This window comes from Celerinatantimonas marina (genome assembly GCF_046054165.1).
In the GTDB taxonomy this organism is placed as follows: domain Bacteria; phylum Pseudomonadota; class Gammaproteobacteria; order Enterobacterales; family Celerinatantimonadaceae; genus Celerinatantimonas.
This window is the reverse complement of record NZ_JBFNXK010000004.1, coordinates 215,116-241,695: the sequence shown is the minus strand read 5'-3', so window position 1 is coordinate 241,695 and position 26,580 is coordinate 215,116. Positions and strand designations below refer to the sequence as shown.

At 45.2% G+C, this 26,580-nt stretch carries 27 protein-coding genes; 18 read left to right on the top strand and 9 right to left on the bottom strand.

Annotation, left to right across the window (positions count from 1 at the left end; all coding sequences use genetic code 11):
- Nucleotides 1–15 precede the first annotated feature (15 nt).
- The 10 genes from ABUE20_RS06375 to ABUE20_RS06330 all read left to right on the top strand — a co-directional run bounded on the left by ABUE20_RS06375 (nucleotide 16) and on the right by ABUE20_RS06330 (nucleotide 11,863).
- A complete protein-coding gene (locus tag ABUE20_RS06375; RefSeq protein ID WP_408619028.1) occupies nucleotides 16–1,125 on the top strand; it encodes a transglycosylase SLT domain-containing protein in 1,110 nt (369 codons plus the stop codon).
- A gap of 224 nt (nucleotides 1,126–1,349) precedes the next feature.
- Nucleotides 1,350–1,943: an anthranilate synthase component II gene (locus ABUE20_RS06370; protein ID WP_408619027.1), complete on the top strand. Its 594-nt coding sequence runs from the start codon at nucleotides 1,350–1,352 to the stop codon at nucleotides 1,941–1,943.
- 277 nt (nucleotides 1,944–2,220) lie between these two features.
- Nucleotides 2,221–3,438, top strand: a complete 1,218-nt coding sequence (locus ABUE20_RS06365) for an aspartate aminotransferase family protein (protein ID WP_408619026.1) — start codon at nucleotides 2,221–2,223, stop codon at nucleotides 3,436–3,438.
- 16 nt (nucleotides 3,439–3,454) lie between these two features.
- Nucleotides 3,455–4,474 carry an arginine N-succinyltransferase gene (gene astA, locus ABUE20_RS06360; protein ID WP_408619025.1) on the top strand — a complete coding sequence of 340 codons (1,020 nt, stop codon included), beginning with the start codon at nucleotides 3,455–3,457 and terminating at the stop codon, nucleotides 4,472–4,474.
- Between the two features lie 30 nt (nucleotides 4,475–4,504).
- Complete coding sequence (gene astD / locus ABUE20_RS06355; protein WP_408619024.1) at nucleotides 4,505–5,962, top strand: succinylglutamate-semialdehyde dehydrogenase; 1,458 nt, start codon at nucleotides 4,505–4,507, stop codon at nucleotides 5,960–5,962.
- 468 nt (nucleotides 5,963–6,430) lie between these two features.
- Nucleotides 6,431–7,675 (top strand): hypothetical protein, encoded by a 1,245-nt coding sequence (locus ABUE20_RS06350; RefSeq protein WP_408619023.1) that lies wholly within the window; start codon nucleotides 6,431–6,433, stop codon nucleotides 7,673–7,675.
- Nucleotides 7,676–7,853: 178 nt separating this feature from the next.
- Nucleotides 7,854–8,663, top strand: coding sequence for a DUF1338 domain-containing protein (locus tag ABUE20_RS06345; RefSeq protein ID WP_408619022.1), 810 nt, complete (start codon nucleotides 7,854–7,856; stop codon nucleotides 8,661–8,663).
- A 201-nt stretch (nucleotides 8,664–8,864) separates the two neighbouring features.
- Entirely contained in the window at nucleotides 8,865–9,422 is a 558-nt protein-coding gene (ahpC, locus tag ABUE20_RS06340; RefSeq protein ID WP_408619021.1) for an alkyl hydroperoxide reductase subunit C, read from the top strand.
- An 80-nt stretch (nucleotides 9,423–9,502) separates the two neighbouring features.
- Nucleotides 9,503–11,053: an alkyl hydroperoxide reductase subunit F gene (gene ahpF, locus ABUE20_RS06335; RefSeq protein ID WP_408619020.1), complete on the top strand. Its 1,551-nt coding sequence runs from the start codon at nucleotides 9,503–9,505 to the stop codon at nucleotides 11,051–11,053.
- A gap of 168 nt (nucleotides 11,054–11,221) precedes the next feature.
- The gene (locus tag ABUE20_RS06330; RefSeq protein ID WP_408619019.1) at nucleotides 11,222–11,863 is read left to right on the top strand and encodes a flavin reductase family protein; all 642 of its coding nucleotides are present in this window, start codon (nucleotides 11,222–11,224) and stop codon (nucleotides 11,861–11,863) included.
- A gap of 120 nt (nucleotides 11,864–11,983) precedes the next feature.
- Here ABUE20_RS06330 and crp read toward each other — a convergent pair whose 3' ends face one another.
- The gene (crp, locus tag ABUE20_RS06325; RefSeq protein WP_408619018.1) at nucleotides 11,984–12,625 is read right to left on the bottom strand and encodes a cAMP-activated global transcriptional regulator CRP; all 642 of its coding nucleotides are present in this window, start codon (nucleotides 12,623–12,625) and stop codon (nucleotides 11,984–11,986) included.
- A 252-nt stretch (nucleotides 12,626–12,877) separates the two neighbouring features.
- On the opposite strand from crp, the gene ABUE20_RS06320 reads away from it, so the two are divergent.
- Complete coding sequence (locus ABUE20_RS06320) at nucleotides 12,878–13,297, top strand: OsmC family protein (protein ID WP_408619017.1); 420 nt, start codon at nucleotides 12,878–12,880, stop codon at nucleotides 13,295–13,297.
- Here ABUE20_RS06320 and ABUE20_RS06315 read toward each other — a convergent pair.
- Both ABUE20_RS06315 and ABUE20_RS06310 read right to left on the bottom strand, forming a co-directional pair.
- On the bottom strand, nucleotides 13,294–14,163 hold the full coding sequence (locus ABUE20_RS06315; protein ID WP_408619015.1) for a phosphoribulokinase: 870 nt from the start codon (nucleotides 14,161–14,163) through the stop codon (nucleotides 13,294–13,296). The two genes, ABUE20_RS06320 and ABUE20_RS06315, sit on opposite strands and share 4 nt — an antisense overlap.
- Before the next feature lie 38 nt (nucleotides 14,164–14,201).
- Nucleotides 14,202–14,441, bottom strand: a complete 240-nt coding sequence (locus ABUE20_RS06310; RefSeq protein WP_408619014.1) for a YheU family protein — start codon at nucleotides 14,439–14,441, stop codon at nucleotides 14,202–14,204.
- A gap of 522 nt (nucleotides 14,442–14,963) precedes the next feature.
- On the opposite strand from ABUE20_RS06310, the gene ABUE20_RS06305 reads away from it, so the two are divergent.
- A complete protein-coding gene (locus tag ABUE20_RS06305) occupies nucleotides 14,964–16,205 on the top strand; it encodes a carbohydrate porin (protein ID WP_408619013.1) in 1,242 nt (413 codons plus the stop codon).
- 170 nt (nucleotides 16,206–16,375) lie between these two features.
- Here the strand turns inward: ABUE20_RS06305 and ABUE20_RS06300 are convergent, their stop codons facing one another.
- Nucleotides 16,376–17,044, bottom strand: coding sequence for a GDSL-type esterase/lipase family protein (locus tag ABUE20_RS06300; protein ID WP_408619012.1), 669 nt, complete (start codon nucleotides 17,042–17,044; stop codon nucleotides 16,376–16,378).
- On the opposite strand from ABUE20_RS06300, the gene ABUE20_RS06295 reads away from it, so the two are divergent.
- Nucleotides 17,023–17,259, top strand: a complete 237-nt coding sequence (locus ABUE20_RS06295) for a DUF3624 family protein (protein WP_408619011.1) — start codon at nucleotides 17,023–17,025, stop codon at nucleotides 17,257–17,259. The genes ABUE20_RS06300 and ABUE20_RS06295 overlap by 22 nt on opposite strands.
- Here the strand turns inward: ABUE20_RS06295 and miaA are convergent.
- From miaA to pdxR, 3 genes are all read right to left on the bottom strand, one after another.
- Nucleotides 17,232–18,170 (bottom strand): tRNA (adenosine(37)-N6)-dimethylallyltransferase MiaA, encoded by a 939-nt coding sequence (gene miaA, locus ABUE20_RS06290; protein WP_408619010.1) that lies wholly within the window; start codon nucleotides 18,168–18,170, stop codon nucleotides 17,232–17,234. The genes ABUE20_RS06295 and miaA overlap by 28 nt on opposite strands.
- Nucleotides 18,171–18,280: 110 nt before the next feature.
- Nucleotides 18,281–18,484: a DUF1127 domain-containing protein gene (locus ABUE20_RS06285; RefSeq protein ID WP_408619009.1), complete on the bottom strand. Its 204-nt coding sequence runs from the start codon at nucleotides 18,482–18,484 to the stop codon at nucleotides 18,281–18,283.
- Between the two features lie 645 nt (nucleotides 18,485–19,129).
- Nucleotides 19,130–20,620 (bottom strand): MocR-like pyridoxine biosynthesis transcription factor PdxR, encoded by a 1,491-nt coding sequence (gene pdxR / locus ABUE20_RS06280; protein ID WP_408619008.1) that lies wholly within the window; start codon nucleotides 20,618–20,620, stop codon nucleotides 19,130–19,132.
- A gap of 237 nt (nucleotides 20,621–20,857) precedes the next feature.
- On the opposite strand from pdxR, the gene ABUE20_RS06275 reads away from it, so the two are divergent.
- The 4 genes from ABUE20_RS06275 (at nucleotide 20,858) to ABUE20_RS06260 (ending at nucleotide 23,848) form a co-directional block, all read left to right on the top strand.
- Nucleotides 20,858–21,697 (top strand): transporter substrate-binding domain-containing protein, encoded by an 840-nt coding sequence (locus ABUE20_RS06275; RefSeq protein WP_408619065.1) that lies wholly within the window; start codon nucleotides 20,858–20,860, stop codon nucleotides 21,695–21,697.
- Between the two features lie 72 nt (nucleotides 21,698–21,769).
- Nucleotides 21,770–22,411, top strand: a complete 642-nt coding sequence (locus tag ABUE20_RS06270; protein ID WP_408619007.1) for an amino acid ABC transporter permease — start codon at nucleotides 21,770–21,772, stop codon at nucleotides 22,409–22,411.
- An 11-nt stretch (nucleotides 22,412–22,422) separates the two neighbouring features.
- Nucleotides 22,423–23,091 carry an amino acid ABC transporter permease gene (locus ABUE20_RS06265; protein ID WP_408619006.1) on the top strand — a complete coding sequence of 223 codons (669 nt, stop codon included), beginning with the start codon at nucleotides 22,423–22,425 and terminating at the stop codon, nucleotides 23,089–23,091.
- Nucleotides 23,081–23,848, top strand: a complete 768-nt coding sequence (locus ABUE20_RS06260; RefSeq protein WP_408619005.1) for an amino acid ABC transporter ATP-binding protein — start codon at nucleotides 23,081–23,083, stop codon at nucleotides 23,846–23,848. Before ABUE20_RS06265 ends, ABUE20_RS06260 begins: the two co-directional genes overlap by 11 nt.
- A gap of 191 nt (nucleotides 23,849–24,039) precedes the next feature.
- Here ABUE20_RS06260 and ABUE20_RS06255 read toward each other — a convergent pair whose 3' ends face one another.
- Nucleotides 24,040–24,657: a LysE family translocator gene (locus tag ABUE20_RS06255; RefSeq protein ID WP_408619004.1), complete on the bottom strand. Its 618-nt coding sequence runs from the start codon at nucleotides 24,655–24,657 to the stop codon at nucleotides 24,040–24,042.
- A 105-nt stretch (nucleotides 24,658–24,762) separates the two neighbouring features.
- On the opposite strand from ABUE20_RS06255, the gene ABUE20_RS06250 reads away from it, so the two are divergent.
- Nucleotides 24,763–25,665 (top strand): LysR family transcriptional regulator, encoded by a 903-nt coding sequence (locus tag ABUE20_RS06250; protein WP_408619003.1) that lies wholly within the window; start codon nucleotides 24,763–24,765, stop codon nucleotides 25,663–25,665.
- On the opposite strand, the gene ABUE20_RS06245 is transcribed toward ABUE20_RS06250, so the two are convergent.
- Nucleotides 25,639–26,397 carry an SDR family NAD(P)-dependent oxidoreductase gene (locus ABUE20_RS06245; RefSeq protein WP_408619002.1) on the bottom strand — a complete coding sequence of 253 codons (759 nt, stop codon included), beginning with the start codon at nucleotides 26,395–26,397 and terminating at the stop codon, nucleotides 25,639–25,641. The genes ABUE20_RS06250 and ABUE20_RS06245 overlap by 27 nt on opposite strands.
- Nucleotides 26,398–26,580 lie beyond the last annotated feature (183 nt).

Below are 26,580 nucleotides of genomic sequence, written 5' to 3'. Positions count from 1 at the left end.
GGGCCCTTTTTAATTATGCAGAAATGGACCTATATTCTTGTTCCTTTAACGCTGATAGCGTTTTCCTGTTCTCATGAAGCTCTGGCGCAGACGCAAGATGCCTATCAGCATTGGCTTGAGCAACAACAACAGCAGTATCAGACTTATAAATTAACGTATAAGCAGCGGTATCAGCAGTTTAAACAGCAGCTTGAGGCGCGCTGGCATGAATATACGGAGTTGCCTGATAAGCAAAAATATGTTCAGTATGCAAAACAGCTCGGTGTTAAAACGGTTCTCGATTATGGGAAAAATGAAATTCGAGTTGAAGCGCTGGAAGGTGAAAAATTACCCACTGCACAGCAAGTGATTGACTCTCTTTCTCAGAAAACCGTGAAACAGACGATACAAACGGATCCCTTGCTGAAGTCCGATGATGCTGATAAGTCCAAGGTTCCTGAAACTCAATCCGGATCAGAAAGTTTATTAGCCTCTTTGGTTGGGCAGGAACAAGGAAAAGCGTTATCAACTTCAGATGTTCAGCAGCGCACGATCAAAACCCGTTCCAATCAGGTGATTCATCAACTGGTGATCCCTTTGCCGAAGAATTCGACATGGCAGCGGGCTAAACCCTATATGGCTCAGGCACAGCAGATTGCGGATCAATATCAGTTAGATCCAAAGTTGATTGTGAGTATTATGAAAGAAGAGTCGGCATTTAACCCAATGGCACAGTCTCCGATTCCTGCTTTTGGTTTAATGCAAGTGGTTCCAGGGTCGGCTGGGCTCGATGTAAATCAGACGTTATATCATCAGAATCAGAAACCAACAAAAGAGCAGCTGTTTGTCGGCCCGGTGAATATGCGTTACGGTGGCGGGTACCTGCATATTTTGAATAGTCGTTACCTGGCTAAGATTAAAGATCCCCGGAGCCGGATGTACTGTACGATTGCCGCGTATAATACGGGGGCCGGCAATGTTGCCCGTGCTTTTAATCCAAATGGGTCTACAAAATTATCGTCGGCATTTAATCGGATAAACCAAATGACTCCTGAGCAGGTTTATCAGCATTTGGAGCAGAATTTACCGTACAATGAGACCCGAAATTATCTAGCCAAAGTGACTCGAACTTATAATACCCTGTAACAGGGATGATCAGATGCAGGTGTTTGATTGTTCAGAGAATGGTAAGGGTTATCTGAACATGCAATCCATTGACGTTATGATCAAAGGGTTGATCGCTGGCGTGGATGTCAGCGATCAATCGCCGTGCATGACATGACAGTTTTTTACAAACGGGGTAAAGTGGTTCTCTATGATATAGAAGGGGCTCCCCTTCATGGGTATGATCTTGTCAGGCAGGAAATGCAGTGCTGCTAATCATCGATAACTACGATTCGTTTACTTACAATTTATATCAATATTTTAGCCAGCTTGGTGAAATTGTTGAGGTGCATCGACATGATGCGATTTCACTTGAAGAAATCGAGCAGCGAGCACCTAATTATCTGGTGATTTCTCCCGGGCCGAAAGCGCCCAAGCAGGCTGGAATATCCATGGCTGTGATTGATCACTTTGCTGGGCGTATTCCGATCCTTGGTGTTTGTTTAGGGCATCAGTGTATTGCAGAATATTTTGGGGGGCACATTATTCATGCACCTCAGGTCATGCATGGTAAAACTAGCTTGGTGAGCCACCATCAACAAGGTGTGTTTGCACATCTACCCGATCCTCTCGAAGTCACCCGTTATCATTCTCTGATGGTTGATCCTCTTTCTGTCCCTGATTGTCTGGAAGTGACCGCTTGGTGCCATGATGAATTGGAAGCTCAGCCCTTGATCATGGGGCTAAAACATCGGACGCTCCCCATCGAAGGGGTGCAATTTCATCCAGAAAGTATCCTCACTGAGTCGGGTCTGATGCTGCTCGATAACTTCTTAAAGACGAATAAATCGAACGATTAAGCCTTTATACAAGAAATAAATAGTAAGGTTTGGAATGAATAATATGTGAATATTTATTCATTTAGATGTAATTTATAAGGGAATAATCTTTTGTATATATGATGTGATAGGAGATCTATGCAAGTAGAATGACTATTCATCAATTTTTCTTGGTTTGATGGGGATTTTGTCCCAAAGACAAACTAAATTCTTTTTGGAATAATCCAGATTCTGTTTCCGATGGTTTACCTTGAGGATGCATCTGATGGCAGGATCGTCGGTATTAAAGGAGATAATAATGACTGAGTCTATCGAGGTTAATCGGGCTTTATTTGATGAGGTGATGGTTCCAACCTATAACCCTCCCGCTATGATACCTGTTCGGGGGCAGGGCTCCCGAGTATGGGATCAGGATGATCACGAATACGTTGATTTCGCAGGAGGAATTGCCGTTAGTGCGCTTGGTCATTGTCATCCGGCATTAGTGAAAACGCTCACAGAACAGGGCAATAAAGTTTGGCATTTGAGTAACGTTGTGACGAATGAACCGGCCTTGCGATTGGCGAAAAAGTTAGTCGATAGCACGTTTGCCGATAAAGTTTTCTTTGCAAATTCCGGTGGAGAAGCCAACGAAGCCTGTCTGAAACTGGCACGTCGTTATGCATTTGATACATTTGGTGAACAGAAAAATAAAATTATCGCCTTCAATCAGGGATTTCATGGTCGAACTTTCTTCACGGTAACCGTCGGTGGGCAAAGCGCTTATTCGGATGGATTCGGACCTAAACCCGGTGCGATTACGCATATCCCTTATAATGATATTGAAACCTTTAAAGCGACGATCGATGACGATACTTGTGCGGTCATGATTGAACCTCTACAAGGTGAAGGAGGGATTGTTCCACCAACACCTGAATTTATCAAAACGGTTCGGGAACTGTGTACACAACATCATGCACTGCTCATTTTTGATGAAGTTCAGACCGGGATGGGGCGGACGGGTGAACTGTATGCCTATATGGGACTGGGCGTGACTCCAGATATTCTCAGTTCAGCTAAATCATTAGGTGGAGGGATCCCGATTGCTGCGATGCTGACGACTAACGAGATTGCCCAACATTTTAAACCGGGTACTCATGGGAGCACTTATGGGGGCAATCCTCTGGCCTGTGCGATTGCCGGAACTGTCGTTGATTTGATTAATACGACAGAAGTTTTGGATGGCGTTAAAACCAGAGAGCGGTGGTTTCGCGAAGGTTTGGCTAAAATTAATGATAAATACCATGTCTTTGATGAAATCCGGGGTAAAGGATTATTGCTGGGCGCTGCGCTTAATTCAAAATATGAAGGTCGGGCTCGGGAATTTTTAGCGGCTGGCATTGAAACCGGCGTGATGGTGCTGGTGGCTGGCGCGAATGTGATTCGATTTGCACCGTCGCTGATTATCCCCCGGGAGGATGTCGAAGAAGGTTTAGCTCGGTTCGAGCAAGCTGTGGCCATGATAGCTGCAGATTAATATTTAAGGAAATTATATGCTAGTCGTTCGTCCAATCCGGGAAAGTGATTTTCCAGCACTGTTGGCTATGGCGGATGAATCGGGGATCGGATTTACTTCGTTACCGATTGATGAGCCTTTATTGCATGAAAAAATTAGTCATTCGTTGCAATCATTCACTCATGATCGAGTCCATCATCCTGATAATTATTATCTGATGGTGGCTGAGGATAGTGAGACCGGAGAGGTCGTTGGCACGACAGCAATCGAAGCGGCTGTGGGGTTGAGCAGCCCTTTTTACACGTATCATTTAGGGAAAGTTGTCCATGCTTCACGGAGTCTGAATGTGTATAACATTGTTGAGACACTGACGTTGAGCAATGATTATACCGGGGTCACGGAACTGTGTACGCTGTTCTTGAAAGAATCTCACCGGCATGGAAATAACGGGCGGCTGTTATCGAAGTGCCGTTTTTTATTGATGGCTCAGGCTCCACAGTTATTTCACCGACTGGTGATTGCAGAAATGCGAGGTGTTTCGGATCTACAAGGGCGTTCTCCATTTTGGAAGTGGCTTGAAGAACACTTTTTCAGTGTTGATTTCCCAACTGCCGATTATTTAACCGGGGTTGGCCGTAAAGAATTTATTGCCGAACTCATGCCTAAGCACCCAATTTATGTCAATTTGTTATCGGCTGAAGCTCAGGCGGTTATTGGTCAGGTGCATGAAAAAACGGTGCCAGCATTAAAGTTACTTGAACGTGAAGGCTTTAGTAATCGAGGGTATGTCGATATTTTTGATGCGGGTCCGACGATTGAATGTTCATTAGAAAATATTCGGAGTATCCGGGAAAGTCAGCAGTTATCGGTGGTGATTGGTGATGTGATCGGGGGCGAAGAAAAGTTAATTAGTAACTGCCGCATTAATCACTTTAGAGCATGTGTTGCTAAAGTGAATATCAATAAGAATCGCTCAGAAGTAACCCTCAGTAGTGATACCGCGAAGGTATTAAAAGTTTCTGATGGTGATGCGATCCGTCTGGTGGCCTTACGTTAAGTCGGCCGTCATCTCGATTAAGGAGTTATTATGCAGTTTATCGGCGGTCATTGGCTTGAGGGGCAGGGGCATTTGTTCCAATCGATTGATCCGGCAAAAAACCAAGTGATTTGGGAAGGTCATTCGGCGACAGTTGAGCAGGTCGGACAGGCGGTAAAAGCGGCCCGACAAGTCCAGTTTAAATGGTGGCAACGGGGCTTTGATGAACGTTTAGCCATTGTGAAACAATTTGCGGAACTCTTGCTTGAGAATAAAGAATCGCTGGCATTATTAATTGCTCAGGAAACCGGAAAACCGTTGTGGGAGACCCGAACCGAAGTGGCGGCAATGGTTGGGAAAGTCGCCATTTCTGAGCAAGCCTACCGAGAACGAACTGGTGAAAAGACGCAGGATACGGCAGCCGGAACGGCGGTTTTACGTCACAAACCGCATGGCGTGGTGGCCGTTTTTGGTCCTTATAATTTTCCTGGACATTTACCGAACGGACATATTGTGCCGGCGTTGTTAGCTGGCAATGCTGTGGTATTTAAACCTTCAGAACTGACTCCCGCAGTCGCTGAGTCGACTGTTCAGTTATGGCAGCGAGCAGGGCTTCCCGATGGTGTTTTAAATCTGGTACAGGGCGAAATCGATACCGGTAAAGCATTATCGGCGCACGCTGATTTAGATGGTTTATTTTTCACAGGGAGTTCTGCGACCGGAAAACTGTTACATCAACAGTTTGCAGCCCATCCTGGAAAAATTCTAGCCCTGGAAATGGGAGGAAATAATCCGCTGGTAGTGGATCAGGTTGAGAATATTGAAGCGGCGGTGCATACGATCGTGCAATCTGCATTTATTTCTTCCGGACAGCGTTGTACTTGTGCCAGAAGGTTGATTTTACCGTTGTCTGCACAGGGTGAGGCCATTCTGGAGCGATTGCTTGATGTAACGGCACAGATAGCCGTAGGAGAATATGATGCGCCTGAACAGCCATTTATGGGGGCGATGATCTCGGCGACTGCTGCTTCTAAAATGGTTCAAGCTCAGCAGCAACTCGTTGCGAAAGGGGCGCGATCATTACTGACTTTAAAACAACTGGATCCGAATAAAGGATTGGTGACACCTGGCATTATTGATGTCACAGGGGTTCAGGATATTCCCGATGAAGAGTTATTCGGGCCTTTATTGCAAGTGATTCGGTATCAGGTTTGGGATCAGGCTATCGCGATTGCGAATAATACACGATATGGCTTATCGGCGGGATTGCTGAGTGACGATGCCCAACGTTGGGATGATTTTTATCAGCGGAGCCGAGCAGGTATCGTGAACTGGAATAAAGCGATTACCGGAGCCTCAAGTGCCGCGCCTTTCGGCGGGATTGGTGATTCCGGAAACCATCGAGCCAGTGCCTATTATGCGGCTGATTATAGTGCTTATCCTGTGGCTTCGATGCAGTCTACTCAAGTTGAATTACCGGAGCACTTCTCTCCGGGCCTACCGTTCTAGTTGGTCGGGTAAACGCAGCCTTTCAGGCTGCGTTTATTTCTATCGTCATTGTCGTTCTAGTGCTTCGTTTGTTGAAGCCAATCTTCTGATCAGCGCACATTTTTGGAAACCAGTTTCCAAAATTTTCACTTCAATATGTAAAATGTGTTTTTGCGCACATTTAATAACCGATTTATTTCCTAAGCTCTGATGGCGATTTATCAAGATGAAGTGAACTTGTTCAGTCATTAGCAAGCTTTATGGATTGCAATTACTTGTTAGAAGCCAGAATAATGTAACTCTGGAAGGGGTTTTTATAAGTTTTAATGGAAACCGGTTTCCATTTGTTTCGATTATATCGGAGCTGATGTTGGTTTTATAACCGAGAGTTCGTTATCGCTGAGCGGTGCAGAACGGGTATTGTAAAGGCGATCCATCACAGAGGATGCAATGGCGGCAAGTCTTACGTAGTGAAAGGATGAGACTACTATGGCAATAAAACGAAGTGTTAAGGCCGCAGTTATTGCGAGCTTTATAAGTCCATTTATCGTGGGTGGTTCAATGATTCGACTCGCGGTGGCTAGTGAGCCCGCAGCTGAATCGATGGCGTCGACTCAGGTGATCCGAGCTGAGTTGGATAGAATGGCTAAAGTTCAACAGCAATATGAGGAAGAGCTTAGTAAGATGAGGCAACTCCGACAGGAGTATGAAACAAAGTTGGCTCAGTTATCGGCTCAGCAGCCGTCGGTTAAACCCGCGCCGAGTGAGACAATTACCCCCTCCCAGTACCAGTCATTGAAGGATAAATTGGAAAGTATCACCTTATTTGGTTTTTTCCGGGCTAAATATGATCACGATGATCCCGATGGAATTGGTGCCGGAAGCAATAACCGACATTTTTATATGGATTTAGAAGGGAAAATGAAGGTTTCTGAAAACTGGGAAGCCCATTTTCAGAGTGAAACCCGTAAAGGGTATACGATTCACCAGTCCTGGCGCAGTGGTGATGAAGGGAGTGACGATCAGGATGGTACTTTTCAGCGGATTTGGGTTGAAGGGCGTCCTGAAAATATAGGTATTGCATTAGGAACAAAGTGGTGGGGACTCGGTTTTCAGAATGTGCCTTTTGGGCATGCAGCGGATGGGATCCAGGTCGATTATGATCTCCGTCCTCAATGGAACGGGAAGGTCTTTTGGTTGAGACCTCGCCAGGGAGCGTTGGTCACTATGCCGAATGGTTCTAAAACCAATATTCGAGGTGTGAATCTGACCGGGAATATAATGGATAAACTCGCGACTAGTGTGACCTATGCAACCAATGACAACCATCATGATGAACAAAAAATGAGTCATTTAGCTGCGATTGAATTTCAGGCCCATCCTATTAAGGACATCGTGCTCAATGCCACATATGTTCGAACCAACGCCGATCATTATAATACCAGTCAGGAATATCGTATTGATTATAAAGAAGCTAATTTAAATCAGGTTGGCTCCTACGGACTTTATACCCGATATATTGATTTTGAGCGTTATGGCGATTATTCACATGATGATGAATGGGCCTCGATGTTGAGTGATACCCGGGGCTGGATCTGGGGATTAAAATTTGTTCCCTTTAAACATGTTGTTTGGGAAACTTTTTATTCGGTACAAAGACGAAACCGGGCCAGTAATACTGAACATTTAGCGATGCGGCACTTATTCCGCTCTCAGGTAGATTTCCATTTTTAACAGGAGAATATGTTGCCATCAAATGGGGATAGATTCGATGGCAGCTATGATAGAAGGATAAGATCAGGCCGCGAGCTCTCACGTGATAAAGATCACGATTCGTGGCCTTTTTCAGATGCTTTGGATGAGCACTGGATATACTCAACATAAGATCACGGTTGGCCTACAGAGGTGCGTTATGAGAGTGAGTGAACTTGATTCTCTATTTGAACATTTGTGGCAGCAGTATGTTGAGATTACACCCAGTGCTCAGTCGATTCATGCGTTATTGGGTCGAGGTCAACCGATCGTGAATGATCATATTGCCCTTCGAACTTATGCATTACCGGATATAGGTTTAGAAGATCTCGGGGCGCATTTTATTCAGCTCGGTTATGAGTATGCAGGGGATTATGATTTTACGATTAAGAAATTACGAGCCCGTCATCTTCAACACCCTGATCCAGCGGTTCCTAAAGTATTTATTAGTGAATTGAAGGTTTCTGAACTTTCTTCGGCGGCGCAACATATTATTGGCATGCTCTATCAGCAGCTTCCTCCCGGTTTTATGCGGCAGAGTGATGCGCTGTATCGAGGACGGCCCTGGCAGTTAAGTTTTCATGATTATCAAATGTTGCTGGCTGAAAGTGAATATGCGGCTTGGTTGGCTGCTTTTGGGTATCGAGCTAATCATTTCACGGTTAGCGTGAATGCGCTCGCAGGGTTTAATTCTCTGGATGACGTGAATCAAACGCTGCAAGACGCGGGATTTAGTCTGAATCGTAGTGGGGGATTGATCAAAGGGGATGCTTATGCTCTTTTGGAACAATCATCCACATTAGCGGATCATGCTCAGGTTCAGTTTTCGGATCAATTAGCATCGATTCCTTCCTGTTTTTATGAGTTTGCGTTGCGTTATCCGGATGCTCACGGACGGTTGTATCAGGGATTTATTGAAGCCTCAGCAGATAAGATTTTTGACAGTACAAATGTTCATCATGTAGGTTGACGACGCAATTCCATTAGCTTCTCCCATGGCTGAAAAGTAAATGATGGAGGGACAGAATAGGGCAAAAGCCCTATTTTTTATAAGCCTATTAATAGGTTTGCCTTATCATTATTAAAGGTATTAACAATTTCCAACAATTAATGATATCTCCTAAGATAACTCTTGTTCGATAAATATGATGTTTCATTTTAGGAGATAGACATGCTTAACACACCGATTAAACCATTCCAGGCTAGTGCTTTTAAACAAGGTGAATTCGTTGAAATTTCTGATGCCGATTTGAAAGGCAAATGGTCAATCGTATTCTTTTATCCTGCTGATTTTACTTTCGTTTGTCCAACTGAATTAGGTGATTTGGCTGATAATTACGAAGAGTTCCAAAAACGTGGTGTCGAAATTTATTCTGTCTCGACAGATACCCATTTTACCCACAAAGCATGGCACGATTCTTCGGATACTATTGCTAAAATTCAATACACCATGGTCGGCGACCCAACTCACGCCATCGCAAATAATTTTGGTGTATTACGGGAAAATCAAGGCCTAGCTGATCGGGCGACTTTCGTGATTGATCCTGAAGGTATCATTCAGGCGATGGAAATTACCGCTGAAGGTATTGGTCGTGATGCCAAAGATTTGTTGCGTAAAGTGAAAGCAGCTCAGTATGTAGCTTCTCATCCTGGTGAAGTTTGCCCAGCTAAATGGGAAGAAGGTGAAGCGACTTTAGCGCCTTCACTGGATTTAGTCGGCAAAATCTAAATCAGCCGATACGGGCAGAGCTGGTTCTGCCCGAAACCACTGAACTTTATTATCGTCACACAGTAAACGGGTTAAATACGATGTTAGATTCCAATGTAAAACAACAATTAGGCACATATTTTCAAAATATCACCAATCCGATAGAAATTACTGTGTCGACTGATCAGTCAGCAAAAGCTAAAGAGTTAGTCTCGTTAGCACAGGAAGTGAGTGCCTTATCTGACAAAATTACCTGCCAGATTATCGAAGGTGGAAGTCGAACCCCTTTATTACAAATTGCGCCACAGGGCGAAGTCCCCCGGGTCGGCTTTGCCGGGATCCCGATGGGGCATGAATTTACCTCTTTTGTTTTAGCGTTACTTCAGGCGGGAGGACATCCAGCAAAAGAAGATGCACAAGTGCTTGAGCAAGCTCAATCGATCGATCAGAGTTTGCACTTTGAAGTTTATGCATCGTTGACCTGTCAGAACTGTCCTACTGTGGTTCAGGCTCTGAACGTTTTTGCTCATATGAATCCGCAGGTCACCAGTACCATGATTGATGGCGCTTTATTTAAAGCCGAAGTCGAGCAGCGTAATATTATGGCGGTGCCGACCATTTATCTGAATGGGGAAGAGTTTGGTCAAGGGCGTATGACGCTTGCTGAAATTCTGAATAAAGTGGATGCCGGGGCGGGTGAAAAACAGGCTCAGAAATTATCAGAGAAAGCCCCTTTTGATGTGTTAGTGATTGGGGGAGGCCCAGCTGGGGCTGCTGCGGCGATTTATGCTGCTCGAAAAGGGATCCGGACCGGGGTGGTAGCCGATCGTTTCGGCGGTCAGGTTATGGATACGAACGCTATCGAAAACTTTATTTCTGTCCCAGAAACGGATGGCCCTAAATTGGCCGCGAGTCTTGAGCAACATGTGCTGAGTTATGATGTCGATGTGATGAAAACGCAGCGAGTCGCCAAACTTTCTAAAAATGAATTAATCGAGTTAGAACTCGAAAATGGTGGAACATTGCAGAGTAAGTCTGTGATTATTGCAACCGGCGCTCGTTGGCGCGAAATGAATGTCCCGGGAGAACGTGAGTATCGGGGAAAAGGGGTCGCTTATTGCCCTCATTGTGATGGCCCTTTGTTTAAAGGTAAAAAAGTAGCGGTGATCGGTGGAGGAAACTCTGGGATTGAAGCGGCTATCGATTTAGCTGGAATCGTTGAACATGTTACGGTTTTAGAGTTTGCCGAAGAGCTGCGAGCCGATGCCGTACTCCTGAAAAAGGCTCGTTCGATGCCTAATATTGAGATTATTACCCAAGCTGCAACGAGTGAAGTTCTGGGGGATGGTCAGCGGGTTACAGGGCTTCAATATACGGATCGAGTGCATCAGCAGTCTCATCAGTTGGAGGTCGCCGGGATTTTTGTTCAAATCGGCTTGGTTCCGAATAGTGAGTGGTTGCGAGGAACGCTTGAACTCACTGAACGAGGCGAAATTATTACTGATGCGAAGGGGCAGACCTCTTTGCCGGGGGTTTTTGCCGCGGGTGATGTGACGCATAGTCCTTACAAACAGATCATCATCTCGATGGGATCGGGGGCGACAGCCGCATTAGGTGCATTTGATTATTATATTCGCAGTTCTGTTCAATAAGTCCGACATCTGTTCGGCCCCGGGGTGATGCAGCTCCGGGGTTTTCTTTTATGTAAAAGAGTGAAGCGTTAGATAGAACTGGCTATCGTCGTCATTGCCTTTTCATCCCGTTGGGGTCAGTGTTATGCTGAAAGCTCCTCGTTTCTCCACATGTCGGGAGCACATGTTATGTCTTCAGCTATGCAGTTTTATGAGCCCGCTAAGGGACACCCATTTAAACATGATCCTTTCAAATCCATCATTGCACCTCGTCCGATTGGATGGATCTCATCCCGGTCTGCAAACGGAGTCGATAACTTGGCTCCGTATAGCTTTTTTAATGCATTTGCGGGGGAACCCCCTATCATTGGATTTTCTAGTGCCGGATGGAAAGATAGTGTGCAAAATATTCAGGAAACCGGTGAATTCTGCTGGAATATGACGACTAAATCGTTAGCTGAACAGATGAATCTGAGTAGCGCGCCAATTGCTTCGGGGCAGTCTGAATTTGAGCTGGCCGGATTAACTGTGGCCGAATCTAAATTGGTTCGAGCTCCTCGGGTCGCTGAATCTCCAGTTTCTTTTGAATGTCGGTTAACGCAGTTGATCCGCCTTAATAATGCCGAACAAGTTGCGACCGATTATTGGCTGGTGTTAGGTGAAGTCGTCGGTGTTTATATCGCACAGGATTTGCTTGAAGATGGAATGTTCCAGATGCTTAAAGCCGAGCCCATTTTGCGAGCAGGGGGCCCATCAACCTATTTCAGTCTCAGTCAGGAAACACAATTTGAAATGTTTCGGCCAACATTAGAATCTGTTGAACGTTCGTGATGAGTTAGCCAAATCGGCCAGAAGAGAAGTGTAATCTCAACAGCGATATCACAAATAAGAGATATCGCTGTTGATATCAGTCGTTATCGTAGTGCTGATATAACTATGATTGGGAGTGATTTAACGCGTGCCGAAAACAACGATGGTTTTGCCATGAGCTGAAATCAGATTCTGCTCTTCGAGCATTTTTAAAATACGACCGACAGTTTCCCGAGAGCAGCCCACGATTTGGCCGATTTCCTGACGGGTAATTTTAATCTGCATGCCATCAGGATGGGTCATGGCATCAGGCTGTTTGGCCAGATTGAGCAGCGTTTGGGCAATACGACCTGTCACATCTAAAAATGCCAGATTTCCAACTTTTTGACTAGTGATCTGGAGGCGTTTAGCCATCTGAGATGAAAGTCGCATTAAAATATCAGGATTAACCTGAATTAACTGCCGGAATTTTTTATAAGAAATTTCAGCAACTTCACAAGGACTTTTAGCTCGAATCCAGGCGCTACGGACAGACTCCTGCCCTTCTTCCTCGAATAAACCGAGCTCTCCCATAAAATCACCCTGATTCAGATAAGACAGAATCATCTCTTTGCCTTCATCATCTTTGATGAGCACAGCGACTGAGCCCTTCACAATGTAGTACAGGGTTTCTGCTTTTTCGCCTGCATGGATCAGGGTACTTTTTGAGGGATATTTATGAATATGGCAATGTGATAGGAACCATTCCAACACGGGATCTGTTTGAGGTTTTCCGAGTACCATAGATAGTCCTCTATATTTCCAATTTAAGCATATGAATGAATATATTAAACAAACAATATGCTGCGGTAGTTATTCCTTTATCAAGCTCCTAGCATAAGCGGCTTATTATATTGCTGCAAGTGGCTTTTTCTTCAGTCGTGGAGTTTTTGGTATGGCTCTCGAAGTTGGATGAATTATAAGGGATTTGCTGGTGTTTATCATGCCCCTGCATTATGCTGGTCTGTCAAAAATTTCATCATGGAGAAAATCGCTATGCATTCAACCGTTAAATGGGCCGGGGATTTACAGTTTATCGGTGAATCGGAATCGGGACACGCGATGGTCATCGATGGTAATGGTGGCCAACGAGCCGCTAGCCCGATGGAGATGGTGTTAATGGCGGTTGGTGGTTGTAGCTCGGTGGATGTGGTTTCGATTTTAAAAAAAGCGCGGCAGCCACTGACGGATTGTCAGGTTGAACTTACGGCTGAACGGGCGGAATCGGCTCCCCGCGTTTTTACTCATATTCATCTTCATTTTGTCGTGAGTGGCCCGCGGGATTTGAGTGAAAAGCAAGTGGCCAGAGCGGTCGATTTATCCATGGAAAAATATTGTTCCGTTGCGCTGATGCTTGGGAAACATTGTCCTATCGAGCACAGTTATGAATTAAAACTCGATTCTGAGAATGCTTAGTTGACGGTCCCCGTCTCAATGAGGCGTTGCAGTATCGGGGTCAGGATCAGTTCCATTGCAAAGCCCATTTTCCCTCCGGGAACGACGACGGTATTGATTCGGGACATGAATGCGCCGTCGATCATCTGTAATAGATAGGGAAAATCAATGTTGTTAAATCCCCGGAAACGGATCACCAACATGCTTTCATCGGCGCTAGGGATACTTTTAGCGCTAAATGGGTTGGAGGTGTCGACAGTTGGGACTCGTTGAAAGTTAATATGGGTCCGGGAAAACTGGGGGGTAATGTAGTTAATATAATCATCCATCGAACGTACGATCGATTCTTGAACGGCTTCTCGGGAGTGCCCCCGCTCAGTGGTATCTCGGATCAGTTTTTGGATCCATTCCAGATTGACGATCGGAACCATGCCGATCAGTAAATCGACGTGTTGGGCCACATCGATGTCATTCCATACGACCCCCCCATGTAAGCCTTCATAAAAGAGAAGATCTGTATCGGAGGCCAGTTCCTGCCAAGGGGTAAAAGTACCGGGCATTTGGTTATAAGGGACAGCATCATCAAATGTATGTAGATAACGCCGGTAACGGCCTGTTCCATCTTTGCCATATTGTTGAAAAAAATCGTGCAACAACTGAAAGTCATTGGCTTCACTACCAAAATAGCTAATATGACGGCCTTCTTCTCTGGCTTTTCGAATGGATACATCCATTTCGGGACGAGTAAAACGGTGAAAGCTGTCCCCTTCAATAAATGCCGCCTTTTGACGCAGTTGCCGAAACAGATGCGCAAATACGTCGCTGGTTGTCGTTGTTCCGGCCCCGGATGAACCTGTGACAGCGATAATCGGATGTTTTGCAGACATAAATCTTCCCTATGCAAATACGTGGTACGGGCGTTAAACTAATCCTTCGCGGTAGTATGTTGTGCGTTGAAAACTTGAGTCGGCATCAGCGTGACCGATTCATGTAATTCTGAATAAACGACGACTATATCACCCTTTTCGAGTTGTTGGCGAAGTTCTGCTACTTTTTGCTCAAGCGGACATTCGTATTCGCCATAATCAGTACCTTCCCGCAGCGCATATGATTCGAGTAAGTTGGTGAGTGTATCATCGTTGATTTGCTGCCACGGAATGATCATAAGGCATCCTTTTTCTAGTGAGATCTGCGGTTATCGTAGGAGCAAGAGTGGATGAGTGTCCAGTGTTATTCATCGGATAAATGAATGATTTCTGCGTAGATCCTCTGTGGGTTATTTTCCCGTTTGGATCGTAATGATGAGCGCTCGCTTGGGAAAGGAAATCGCTAGTTGGCGCATACGAGTATAGTGGCTATGAATTTGAATTATTTATATTTGATCACAGATTATTTATTTTAAAATGGCTAGGCGTTTTCCCCGTTATTTGTCAAAAAATAGATAGTCTAACTAATTTGTGCAGGTTGATAACAATTTAGTGCAATTAATTGAATAATTTAATGAAAAAATTAGAACAAAATAATTTTAAAAATATAATACACATCACAGATATGAAATTAACTAATATTTTCAGGATAAAAAGTTACAGCTCATTGGTCTAAAGGAACTTTTTTGGAGTTATTCTGAAGCCGCATTATCACAGCGTGTGTTGTTCGATATTTTGTTAATAAAATAAGAGGGTTGTATATGAAATTAACAAAAGTACTTATTGCTGCGTCTTTATTCTCTTCTCTCAGTAGTGCTCCTTTATGGGCTGCCGACTTTTCCGCCGATAATTATTTGACGGGTGATTTGTTGGGGTGGCGAAGTCAGCTACACGATTCAGGGTTCGATTTTAATCTCGGGTATACATTTGAAACCGGCGGTAACTTAAGCGGGGGAGATGATCACGCTTATAGTTATGTTGACCAGACGGCTCTGGGTATGGTGTTCGATTTGGATAAATTGATCGGATTACCTCATGCCAGCTTCCATTTTTCTCTGGTGAATCGTGGTGGACAGGCTCAAGATATTAACGATAAAGCGGGTCTTGGCGATCAGATGCAATCTCTGGAAGTTTATGGTCGGGGACGTGTGACTCGGATCAGCCAATTTTACTATCAAGAAGACTTCTTGCAGAATATGTTGGAGATGAAACTGGGCCGTATGTCATTTGGTGATGAGTTTGGTTCATTCCAGTGTGAATTCGCTTATTTGGGCTTGTGTGGTTCGCAATCCGGTAACTTCAACTCATTGTATAACTGGCCGATCAGTCAATGGGCGGGCACTTTAAAATATGAATTCGTCAAAGACTGGTATGCTAAAGTCGGTCTTTATCAACATAACCCAGGCTGGTTGGAAAATGGTCAAGGGTGGAACTTTGGGAATCCATCCGGTACCGATGGGATCACGTTGCCAGTTGAATTTGGCTGGACGCCAACAATCGGTGGAATGCCCGGAACCTATAAAATCGGTTACTGGTGGGATACTGCCGGTGGTGAGGATATTTATCATAGTGGCAAGAATCATTCACGTAAATCAGGATTCTACTTTTTAGCCGATCAACAGGTGATGACCTTTGGTGGCGATAGTAGTCGTGGTCTGAATGTATATCTTTATGAAACTGTCAACGATAAAGATATTAACAATGTTGATCGGTCACTCGCTGCGGGGGTAACTTTCAAAGGCCCATTGGCATGCCGTCCTAAAGATAAATGGGGCATTGGGGCCGTTTATCTACACTTTAGTGATCGTTTAGCTGATTTAGATCGGATGACTGCCAATACACCTATTCAAACGGATCAGTTTGTCTTCGCTAGTTATTATAAAGTCCAAGTGACCAATTACATTGCTATCCGTCCTGAAATTCAATATTTGAATCACCCCGGCGGAACCGGCCATAACGCCAATGCTTGGGTTGCCACTCTTAAAGGCGATATTCAGTTCTAATCGACATCTAAAATTATTTTTAGATGTATTCAACGATATGTGTCAAATGGGCCTCAATTTAGCGTTGGGCCCTGCATCGTGGAAGACCATATGTCATGTTTGGCATATGGTTTTTTTGTATCTAATAGTCCGGTGTGCTGTGAACTGCGAGAGAGCTTTTTGAGCCCGAATCATGAGGATAGCCGGAGATTTGGACAGGGAGGTGTTGATTCCGGCAACAGGTATTCAGCCAGTTCTTGCGCTAGCAATCGGTGACCCGCCGCACAGAGATGAATGCCATCCTGACCCGGTGTTGCAATGTCTCCGACATTAAAAAAACCGCATCCGATCTGTTTGGCGAGTTGTTGATAGTGATTGGCTAGTATAAATGAGTCTTCTTCTCGTCCGGCAAAATAGGGATACCATAATGGCGAGAGCGTTGTCATGGGCGCCGGTGCCATAATGACTAATTGTGGCGTAGGCCAACCGGATACCAATTGTGCCAGCTGTTCTGTAATTTGTACCGGGCTCAAAGCAAAGTCACAGCACAGATCATTGGTGCCCAACATCATTAATAGCAGGGTATGGGCTGTGGTATGTTCAGTAAAAGCGGCTTGGCCACACGTTAATCCTTTGGCTGGGAGTGAAGCATAAATGGTTCTTCCGCACTGGCTATCATTTTTCAGTTGATATTGTTCTAAGATCTGCTGCAATAAAACAGGCCAAGGATGCTCCAATTGACGCGCATTATTGGGGTTGTATCCCCAGCTATTGGAGTCCCCAAAACAGAGGATTGTGTTAACATGATCCGGTATGACAAATTCGGGTTGAAACAAATATGAGTTGTCGAGCTTGTTCATCAGACTGGTTCCTCGCCAAATTGGGACGCTGTCGCCAATGTATTTTATTGAATACACTGCTGTTGGTTATTGGCCTGATAGCGCTGTGGCTTGCCGATAACCAAACGCCTGTTTATCGCTGGATGGCCTTGTTTGTTACGGTCGCGGCCGCTCTGTTGCTCAGTGCTCACCTGATTATGGCTTTATATTATCGGTTGAACGGTGATTTAAAATGATACTGATCCAGATAGGTTTGAGCCTGTGAGAGCAGATCCTCATGGGCATCCAACCAGTGGATGTGATCGCCGCGCCGCTGCATTTTCCGAAACCAAGTATCCTGCCGTTTGGCAAACTGGTGGATCTGCGAGTTGAGCTTTTGAAACATATCGTTATAGTTTAGCTTGCCCTGTAAATAGTGTGCAATGAAACGATATTCTAAGCCGAAAAACTCTAGTCGATCATAGCCAATCCCTTGCTGGTGGAGCGTTTCTACTTCTTCAATCATGCCTAATTCAAAGCGCTGTTTTAGCCGTGCGGTAATTCGCTGACGAAGTTCACTCCGAGGCCATTGGATCCCCAAAATAAGCGGCACAATCGTGGGATAGGTCGGAGTGGGCTCTGAAGGATGTTGATCGGCCAGCGCGATTTCAATCGCTCGCACAATCCGAGGGCGAACGAGTAGATCGGTTTGATTATGCTGTTCGGGTTTAAGTTGGAGCAACTGTTCTTGCAGCTGTTCAAGAGTTAGCGTTGCCAGTTGTTCTCGTAACGAATGATTGATCGGCACTTCTTTTAATGCATAGTTTTGGATCACGGCATCAATATATAAGCCCGTTCCCCCGACCATGATCGGCAGTTTTCCCCGCTGACAAAGATGTGTATAGGCACAGAAAAAATCGCGTTGATAATGAAAGACGCTGTAATCGGCTCCGGGGTCTACGAGATCAATTAAATGATAAGGGACATCCGCATATTCATCGAGATCTTTCCCTGAACCTAAATTCATGCCTTTGAATACTTGTCGAGAATCGGCAGATAGAATTTCCCCTTGATATTGCCGGGCTAGTTCAATCCCCAGTCCGGTTTTACCCGATGCGGTTGGGCCGAGAATCACTAATAAATTATAGGGTGATGGAAAATCAGTCATGATGGTGTGAGATAGCGATGAATGGTGGGAATACTAGCAGGGATTAACAAAAACGGCACCTGAAGAGTGCCGTTTTCATAAGTAGGATGAATCCGAATTAAGCGTACGGATTATTGCCAGAAAGGTTTATTTAATTCTTGTTGGCGATCCTGCTCGGTTAATCCGATGTCACGTAACAGATAGTCAGGCATACTGGCGAGTTGTTGACGAGTACGATGCCGTTCATGCCAGCTATTGAGTAATTCAACTGCTTTCAAAGTGAAGCTTTTCAGTGTTTGATTACGCTGTTCAACGCGAGCGATTTGAGTTGTCATAGTGGATTCCCCCTCTCTAAGAAATTAGCTTCATAGTAGTGATCGATAAGGTCTGCTTCAAACGATCAAATTTCATTGCTTCGCATTAGATTTTTTTATCTATAGGGGTGTTCCGATATATTGGATTGTCAGATGTTCGGTTTATCTGTATCAAGAATGTATCTATGTTAAATCACAGTCATTTAAAGGGGTTATCTATGCCAAAGAATGATTTTTAGCACGATTAATTTGCTACTTGTGACATTTTTAACAGAGTTTTTAACTGATAAATTTTTTTGAGCCAAACTAAATGATGATTCTAGTGATTTAAACTGCATAAAATAACGGGCATCGGTTTTATATATGAATAATTATGTAGATAGAATTCACTACCCGGTATTCAAATCGGTTACCTAAAAAAAAGACCGTGTTGGAGCATAAAAATTTTGCAGAATTTGCTATCTGGATCACTTTCCCTATGACTGATGTCAAAATGGGAATGATCGCGTGAATGGTTGTTCGATGGCTGTTCGCTTGATCTGAAAGCGTTGTCGCTTCCCTCAATCAAAATCAGCAAGCGATAGGAAGTGGGTTAAAATTGATGCACACAAATATGAGCCTTCTATATATAGAAACATAGAAGGCGGCGTTACATGACCTGTAAGACTACTGGTTTCGGTGATTGGCTATTTCCTGCTCCAGCGCTTGGGCCAGCGTGATGATCCCCGACTCAATTTTATCGGGAGCGATAGCATGGAATCCCAACCGGAAGAAATTATTCGGAGCCGAAGGCTCCAGAAAATGATTAATCCCCGGTTCAATAAGGACACCCTGATGGGCTGCTCGCCATGCTAAATGCTGGGTATTGACTTCTTGAGGCGCTTCAACCCAAAAAGCGGTGGCTTTGGTATTAATATAGCGACACTGAGGGAGATGTTTATCAAGAGCGTGTTTTAAGAGTCCCCAGCGATAGGCCGAATTTTCCCGGTAATGATTCAGGAAGGTTTCGTAATAGCCCTGAGATAGAAAATAAGCCATTTGATATTGAATGTACGAAGGCGGATGACGATAGGTTAACCGGCGTAAAGAGCGGAGCTCATCGATGAGCTCCGTGGGCGCCACGATATAGCCCAACCGGAGTCCTGGGGCGAGCGCTTTAGAGAGGCTACTCACATAAATTACTCGTCCACTTCGGTCATGGGCCTTTAAGGCTGGTTTAGAGCGTTGCTCGATGTTCGTATCTGAATCGAAATCATCTTCGATAATAATTTGGTCGTGTTCGATGGCTTGTTCGAACAACTGTTTGCGCCGAGCATTACTCATGCTCACCCCAGTTGGGGCCTGATGGCTGGGCGTGACATAAAAGTAGCGACACTGGCGGGATTGAGAACCTAACACCAGACCTTCCTGATCCACTTGATGTGGGATAATCGGTGCGTTTTGGAGCCTGAATGCATTGACGGCTTCGAGGTAGACGGGAGATTCCACACCAATCGGTGTTTGTCGATGAAATAATAACTGGGAGATCAAGCTCAGAGCATTTTGGGTCCCCAGAGTAATTAGGATCTCACTATCATCGGCAATAATACCGCGTTTCGGAAGCACATGGTTTCGTAATTGAGTCAGTAATATCGGTGCGTCTTGGTCAATTAAATCATGAAGCCAATGATGATTCCGCATGCTTCCGGTGATTTTCCGAGCCGCTTCACGCCATTGTTCCATTGGGAACAGGGTGGTATCGGGTTGACCATAGATAAACGGATATTTATATTTCATCCAATTCGATGGCTTATTGATTGTGGGCAGATGACTAGGACTTTTTTTGAACAGTTTGTCCCAATTTGGTGCATGGTCCTGACTTTCTGGAGGTAGCTCGACCGGTTTTTCCGCTTTCATCTGTTCTGGATCGTATTGCGGCGCAATGTAATAACCACTGCGAGGTTTACTGATCAAGTAGCCGTCGGCACACAATCCTTCGTAGACCAGCGCCACTGTATTTCTTGAGATGCGGAGTTGTTCTGACAAGCTGCGACAGGAAGGCAGTGCTTCATCCTGAATGAATCGTCCAGCGAGAATGGCGGTGACCAACGCTTCACGAAGCTGCTCTTGTAATCCACGGTCTTTCACAAAATTAATTTGCAAGCAACATTCAATCATCGCAATCCCCGATTTTATTCTTACTTTGCTAACTATAAATGCAACTATTGTACCCAGTTTACTCAAGGCCCATCTGGCTCATATTTCCAGATAAATTGGCACTATCTAATTCTTCATATTCCGATTAATAGTGAAAATAACCAGAACTGAGACGCCGATGATTGGGACCCAATCATTTACGGATTAATACTCACATTGAGGTGAAATATGAAACTAAGTTTAACCAAACCCTGCGGCATGCTTGCAGTTTGTGCTTTGTTGCTTAGCATGGCTGGCAGTGTGGTGCAGGCTGCGGATTTAGATCAGATTAAACAAACCGGTGTGCTCAAAGTGGTCACTGAAGATGACTATGCACCGTTTAACTTTATGAACGATGGGAAACCTGATGGTTTTCATAAAGATATTCTGGATGAGCTAAAAAAATATACGCATGATTTCAAAATTGAGCAGAGCATCTTGCCTTGGACCGGTCTGCTCGCTGCGGTGTCATCTGGTCAGTATGACGTCGCGATTACCGGGGCCTTGTTGACGGATGATCGGCTGAAAGTATTTAACTTTGCCGCTCCAGTGGCTTCAGCACAGGATTTTTATGTGAAACGAGCCGGCGATAAAAGCATTAACAGCGTCGCCGATTTGAATGGAAAAACGTTGGGGATCCAAGCCGGTAGTGCCTTATTAGCTCGGCTTCCTGAGCTGGAAGTTATGCTGAAAAAAACCGGCGGTAAACTTGGTAAAGTGGTTCAGTATCAGTCTTATCCTGAAGCCTATGCGGACTTGGCGAATGGTCGTTTGGATTATGTCATTAACGCGGTGATTTCAGTCAACGATTTGGTGAAAAAACATCCCAATGTATTTGCTAAAGGACAGGCGGTTTCCGGCAAAGGCTTTGTGGCGTGGCCTGTTCCGAAAAGCAGCCCTAAATTACTCGCCTTTCTCAATGGTTTTGTCAAACATCTGAAGGAAACCGGGCGGTTACGAGAACTGCAAATTAAATGGTTTGGACAGGCATTTGATAATCTTCCAGATGGTGCCATTACCAGTGTGGCCCAGTTCCACAAATTGGCTGGGCTCGATTAATCCTCTTAAGTTCTAGGTGCCGGCAGACTCGGAAGAGCTGCCGGTTTGATGAATAATGGGGAGATGAAGCTGATGGATCTGAATGCTTGGATATTATTACTGAAAGGAGCCTGGACCACGTTATGGATCTCGGGAGTCTCGATTATGATCGGTGTTCCTACGGGATTGCTCATTGCATTGGTTCGGCAAAAAAAGATCCCTTTCGTGGATCAGATTCTGGGATTGTATATCAGCATTACCCGATCAACGCCGTTGGTTACGTTGGTACTATTTTTATTCTTATCCCTGCCGTCGCTAGGGATTAATCTGGAAAAACATGTTGCTGCAATTTTGTCGTTGGCTCTGAATACCGCGGCCTTTAACGCTGAAATCTGGCGCTCGGCGATCCGTAATTTTTCCCGCGATCAACATGAGGCCGCTCTGGCCTGTGGGATGACTCCATGGGTTTATTTTCGTTACATCATGCTGCCGCAGATTATCGCTGTCAGTTTACCGCCCTTGGTCAATGAAATGTCATTTCTGATCAAAGGCAGTCCGGCGATTGCCATTATCGGATTAGTGGATTTAACGCGAGTGACCAATCGGATTGCATCGGTCACCTATGAACCACTTTATCCGATTTTAGGGGCCGGGCTTATCTATATAGTTATTGTGGGCGTTTTGGTTAAATTACAGTCGGTTGCTGAGAAAAAAGCGCATCGGCTGGCTGTGTAAGGAGCATCCATATGAATGAATGGGCTGTTATCTGGGGGGCTCGAGAAACTTATATCGATGGTTTCATCAATACTGTCACGCTGTTTATAAGTTCATCGATTTTGGCGTTTATTCTGGGGTGTTTTTTATTGTACCTGTTGGAAGGACAACATCGGTGGCTAACTCGAAGCATCATCAGTTTTGTCAGTTTGATGAGAACATTGCCATTTTTGATTTTTGCGTATCTGCTTTACTACGGTTTACCTCAGATGGGGATCCGCTTGGAAGCAGAGACCGCTGGTTTGATCGCATTATGGCTATATCACGGTGCTTACTTTTTCGAAATCTTGCGCGGGCAGCGAATTACGATGCCAAAAGGTCTGATCGAAGCGGCGGTGGCACACGGATTCCGTCATCATCAGGTGTTTCGGCATATTATTTTGCCGAATGTGACCATGAATGCGCTGCCACTTATGGGAAATCAGTTGATTATCTGTCTGAAAGATACCGCGTTTTTGTGCATCATCACCGTTCAGGAAACAACGGCCGCAGCCAATAGTGTGCAGGCGACCTATTTTATTCCGATGAAAGCTTTCGTTGTGGCCATTTTCCTGTACTGGATCATGGGATTACTCGTTGAATTCGGGGTGCGCAAACTCAGTGTGTTTGGACAAAAAAGAGGATTTATGCATGTCCGATAATGCAGCAATTACCGTCAGTCACTTATCCAAACAGTTTGATGGGATCGAAGTCCTTCGGGATATCGATTTGGTCATTAATCAGGGCGAAGTGGTCAGTATTTTGGGATCGTCCGGTTCCGGTAAATCGACTTTGTTACGGTGTATGAATTGGCTGGAACAACCTGAACGCGGAAAAATTTATATTGGTCAGCAGCGCATTGGTATTCGAGAAGATAATCAGCCGATGACGAATAAGCAGCTCTCCAAGATTCGGGAAAGTGTTGGGATGGTGTTTCAGAGTTTTAACTTATGGCCTCATCTGAACGTATTGCAGAATGTTTTGGTGTCATTGCTGCATGTGAAAAAAATGCACAAAGCACAGGCTACCGAAATCGCGATTCAGCAACTGGAAAAAGTAGGGATGTTGGATAAGAAGGATAGTTATCCGATTACATTGTCTGGAGGGCAAAAGCAGCGTGTAGCGATTGCCCGTTCGTTGGCGATGAGCCCGGATGTCCTGTTGTTTGATGAACCGACTTCCGCACTGGATCCAGAACGGGTGGGAGAAGTGTTAGCCGTGATGAAGCAGCTGTCGCAAGAAGGTTATACGATGGTGGTGGTGACTCATGAAATGGATTTTGCCCGGGCGGTATCCGACCAAGTGGTCTTTCTGGAGAAAGGGAAGCTGATCGAGCAATCGCCTCCTGAACAATTTTTTACTCAGCCCAAATCGGATCGAGTTCGGCAATTTTTGACGACGTTGGATGGCAGTATTTAGAACTGAGCGATTTTTAAACGGCGGGGCTATTGGAATATTCCAATAGCCTCATGTAAGCCAAGTGGTGGGGGCAATCGTTATCGGTTCCCGTTATTTTGAATGGCGATGTTTCAGTGACCACAGAGATGCATCGATGTGTGTCGAAGTTTTGTATGACCAGACCCGCCTATGTGCTTTTCTGTTGATGCTCGTTACAGCGTTCCTGGGAGTGACAATATAATGCCAAAGCTCATTAGTCCCAGCCCACAGAGCTGATTTAACTGGCGATTAAAGCGCTCAATCCAGGCCACCAGCTTGGCTGCAGTGAGTCCCAGCGCCAACAGTGCAAACCATAATCCGTGTAGCAGTGCAATATAGATCCCATAGAGAGCTACTAAAGGGAGTTGCTCCGGATGGGCGGCCATCAGCTGCGCGAAGACACTAATAAAAAAGATGATCGTTTTCGGATTTAACAGGTTACATAAAAAGCCTTGTCTGAGCATTTGTAAGGCATGATAGCGCTGTTGTGTTTCTTTTAAATCCGGGAGTGTGAGTTTTGCGCCGATAAAACTACGGATCCCCAGATAAATTAAATAGGCGGCACCGACATAACGGATCAGTGTAAATAACTGAGGGGTTTGAGAAATCAACTGACTCATGCCGGTGATGGAATAGCTGACGTGGATAGTGACACTTAATGCGATTCCCAGTGCAGTGAACAGGCCCGCGCGTCGCCCATAGCGAACACTATTGCGAAAGACCAGTAAAAAATCAGCTCCGGGGCTTATCACAATAAGTAAACCAAATAATGCAAAGCTGGCAAAAGCCATAGCGATTCCTTGAATTAATAGTAATGGATGAGGATTTTATTGTATTGATCTTTTCAGATTTTATAATCGATATCTATTCCGTTAACTTGTGAGAAAAATTCACAGATGCGCCATCTCAAAGCTTTGTATGTGTTTCATGTAGCCGCTCACTATTCCAGTTATAGCCAAGCGGCGATGCAATTGCATATCACGCATGGTGCCGTGAGTAAGCAAATCAAACAGTTGGAGGCCTATTTGGGGGGCGTCTTATTTGAGCGGCAAGGTCGGGGAATCGTTTTAAGCCCATTTGGACAACGGCTTCGTCAATATACCGAAGCGGCGTTTGAGATGCTTGAGTCCGGTGTGCATCAGCTGCGGCAACATCCCCGAACTCATCTGGCGGTTTCTTGTGAACCGACGCTGACCATGCGCTGGCTGATGCCAAGACTGGGGGACTTCATGCAGCAGAGCGGTATTGATGTTCATCTGTCGACGGCCGGAGGGGCCGTTACATTGGATCATGAGCCGATTGATATGGCTATTCGCCGTGATGATTTTGAGATCCCGGCACATTATCAGCAAGACATATTGGTGCCTGAATGGGTTGGGCCGGTGTTCGCTCCCGAGTATTGGCAACGAGTGATGAACGATGTGACGGTTGTCCGCTTATTACACAGCCGTACCCGGGAAAGTGCTTGGCGAGATTGGCTGGCGCATAGCCCTAGTGAGTTAAAAGCAGCTCAGCATCACCAGTATTTTGATCATTTTTATTTTTGTCTGCAGGCGGCCATGGATGGATTAGGGGCCGCTATCGGTTCATATCCACTGGTTGCGGACGATCTAAAACAGGGGCGGCTCGTCGCCCCATTTGGTTTTATTTTATCGGGAAATCACTATCTGCTGCTTTCATCAGCAGCAAGCGATGATGGAGCATCACTTGCTTTGGGCCGCTGGCTGAAACAACAGTTGCTCGATAGCGGGATCCCTGAGTCGGAATACCGATCAATCTCGATCAACGGCAAATGCTGACCAGGCTTGGCGAGTAGGCATGACTTCGACGCGATTAATGCAAATATGATCCGGCAAAGTGGCAATATAAAACATCTGCTCGGCGATATCTTCAGCTGTGAGGGGGGTGGTTCCTTGATAGAGTTTATCTGAAGCCGCTTGATCCCCTTTGGTTCTGACTAATGTAAATTCAGTTTCGGCCATTCCCGGGGCCAGATCGGTCACTCGCACTCCGGTTCCCAATAGGTCACAACGTAAGTTATAACTGAATTGTTTCACAAACGCTTTTGAGGCACCGTAGACATGGCTGCCTGGATAGGGCCAAAGCCCTGCAATGGAGCCGATATTAATAATCGATGCACCCGCTCCGGTTTCAATTAAAGTGGGTAGCAGGCTATGAGTGACATTGACCAGGCCGGTGACGTTGGTATCAATCATGGTATGCCAGTCCGATAATTCAACTTTCTGTGCAGGATTGGGGGATAAGGCCAAACCGGCATTGTTGATCAGTGCTTTGACGGCACGAAAGGGTTCTGGCAGTGCGCTCACTGTGGCGGCAACGGCATCGGCGTCGCGGACATCCAGCACGGCATAATGAACTGGGACTTGCGGGGCTAATTGTTCGGCCAACGCTTGTAATCGGTCTTCTCGCCGACCGGTAATGACGATCGACCAACCGGCTTTGGCAAAACGCAAGGCAGCTGCCTGTCCAAAACCCGAGGTTGCGCCGGTAATGAAAACAACATCATTCATGGTGATTCTCCTATAGAAATCGCAAATGTGGCCTGCTTTTGGGGATGATTCAGTCACTTTAGTGAAGCGTCCCACAACGCCATAGAGCCAATATACCCTAAATATCGAGACACCTTTATCTGACACATCTATTTTTATCGGTTGGCTCTATTGATTCTTTCGATTTGTTTCTAGTCTGAACAA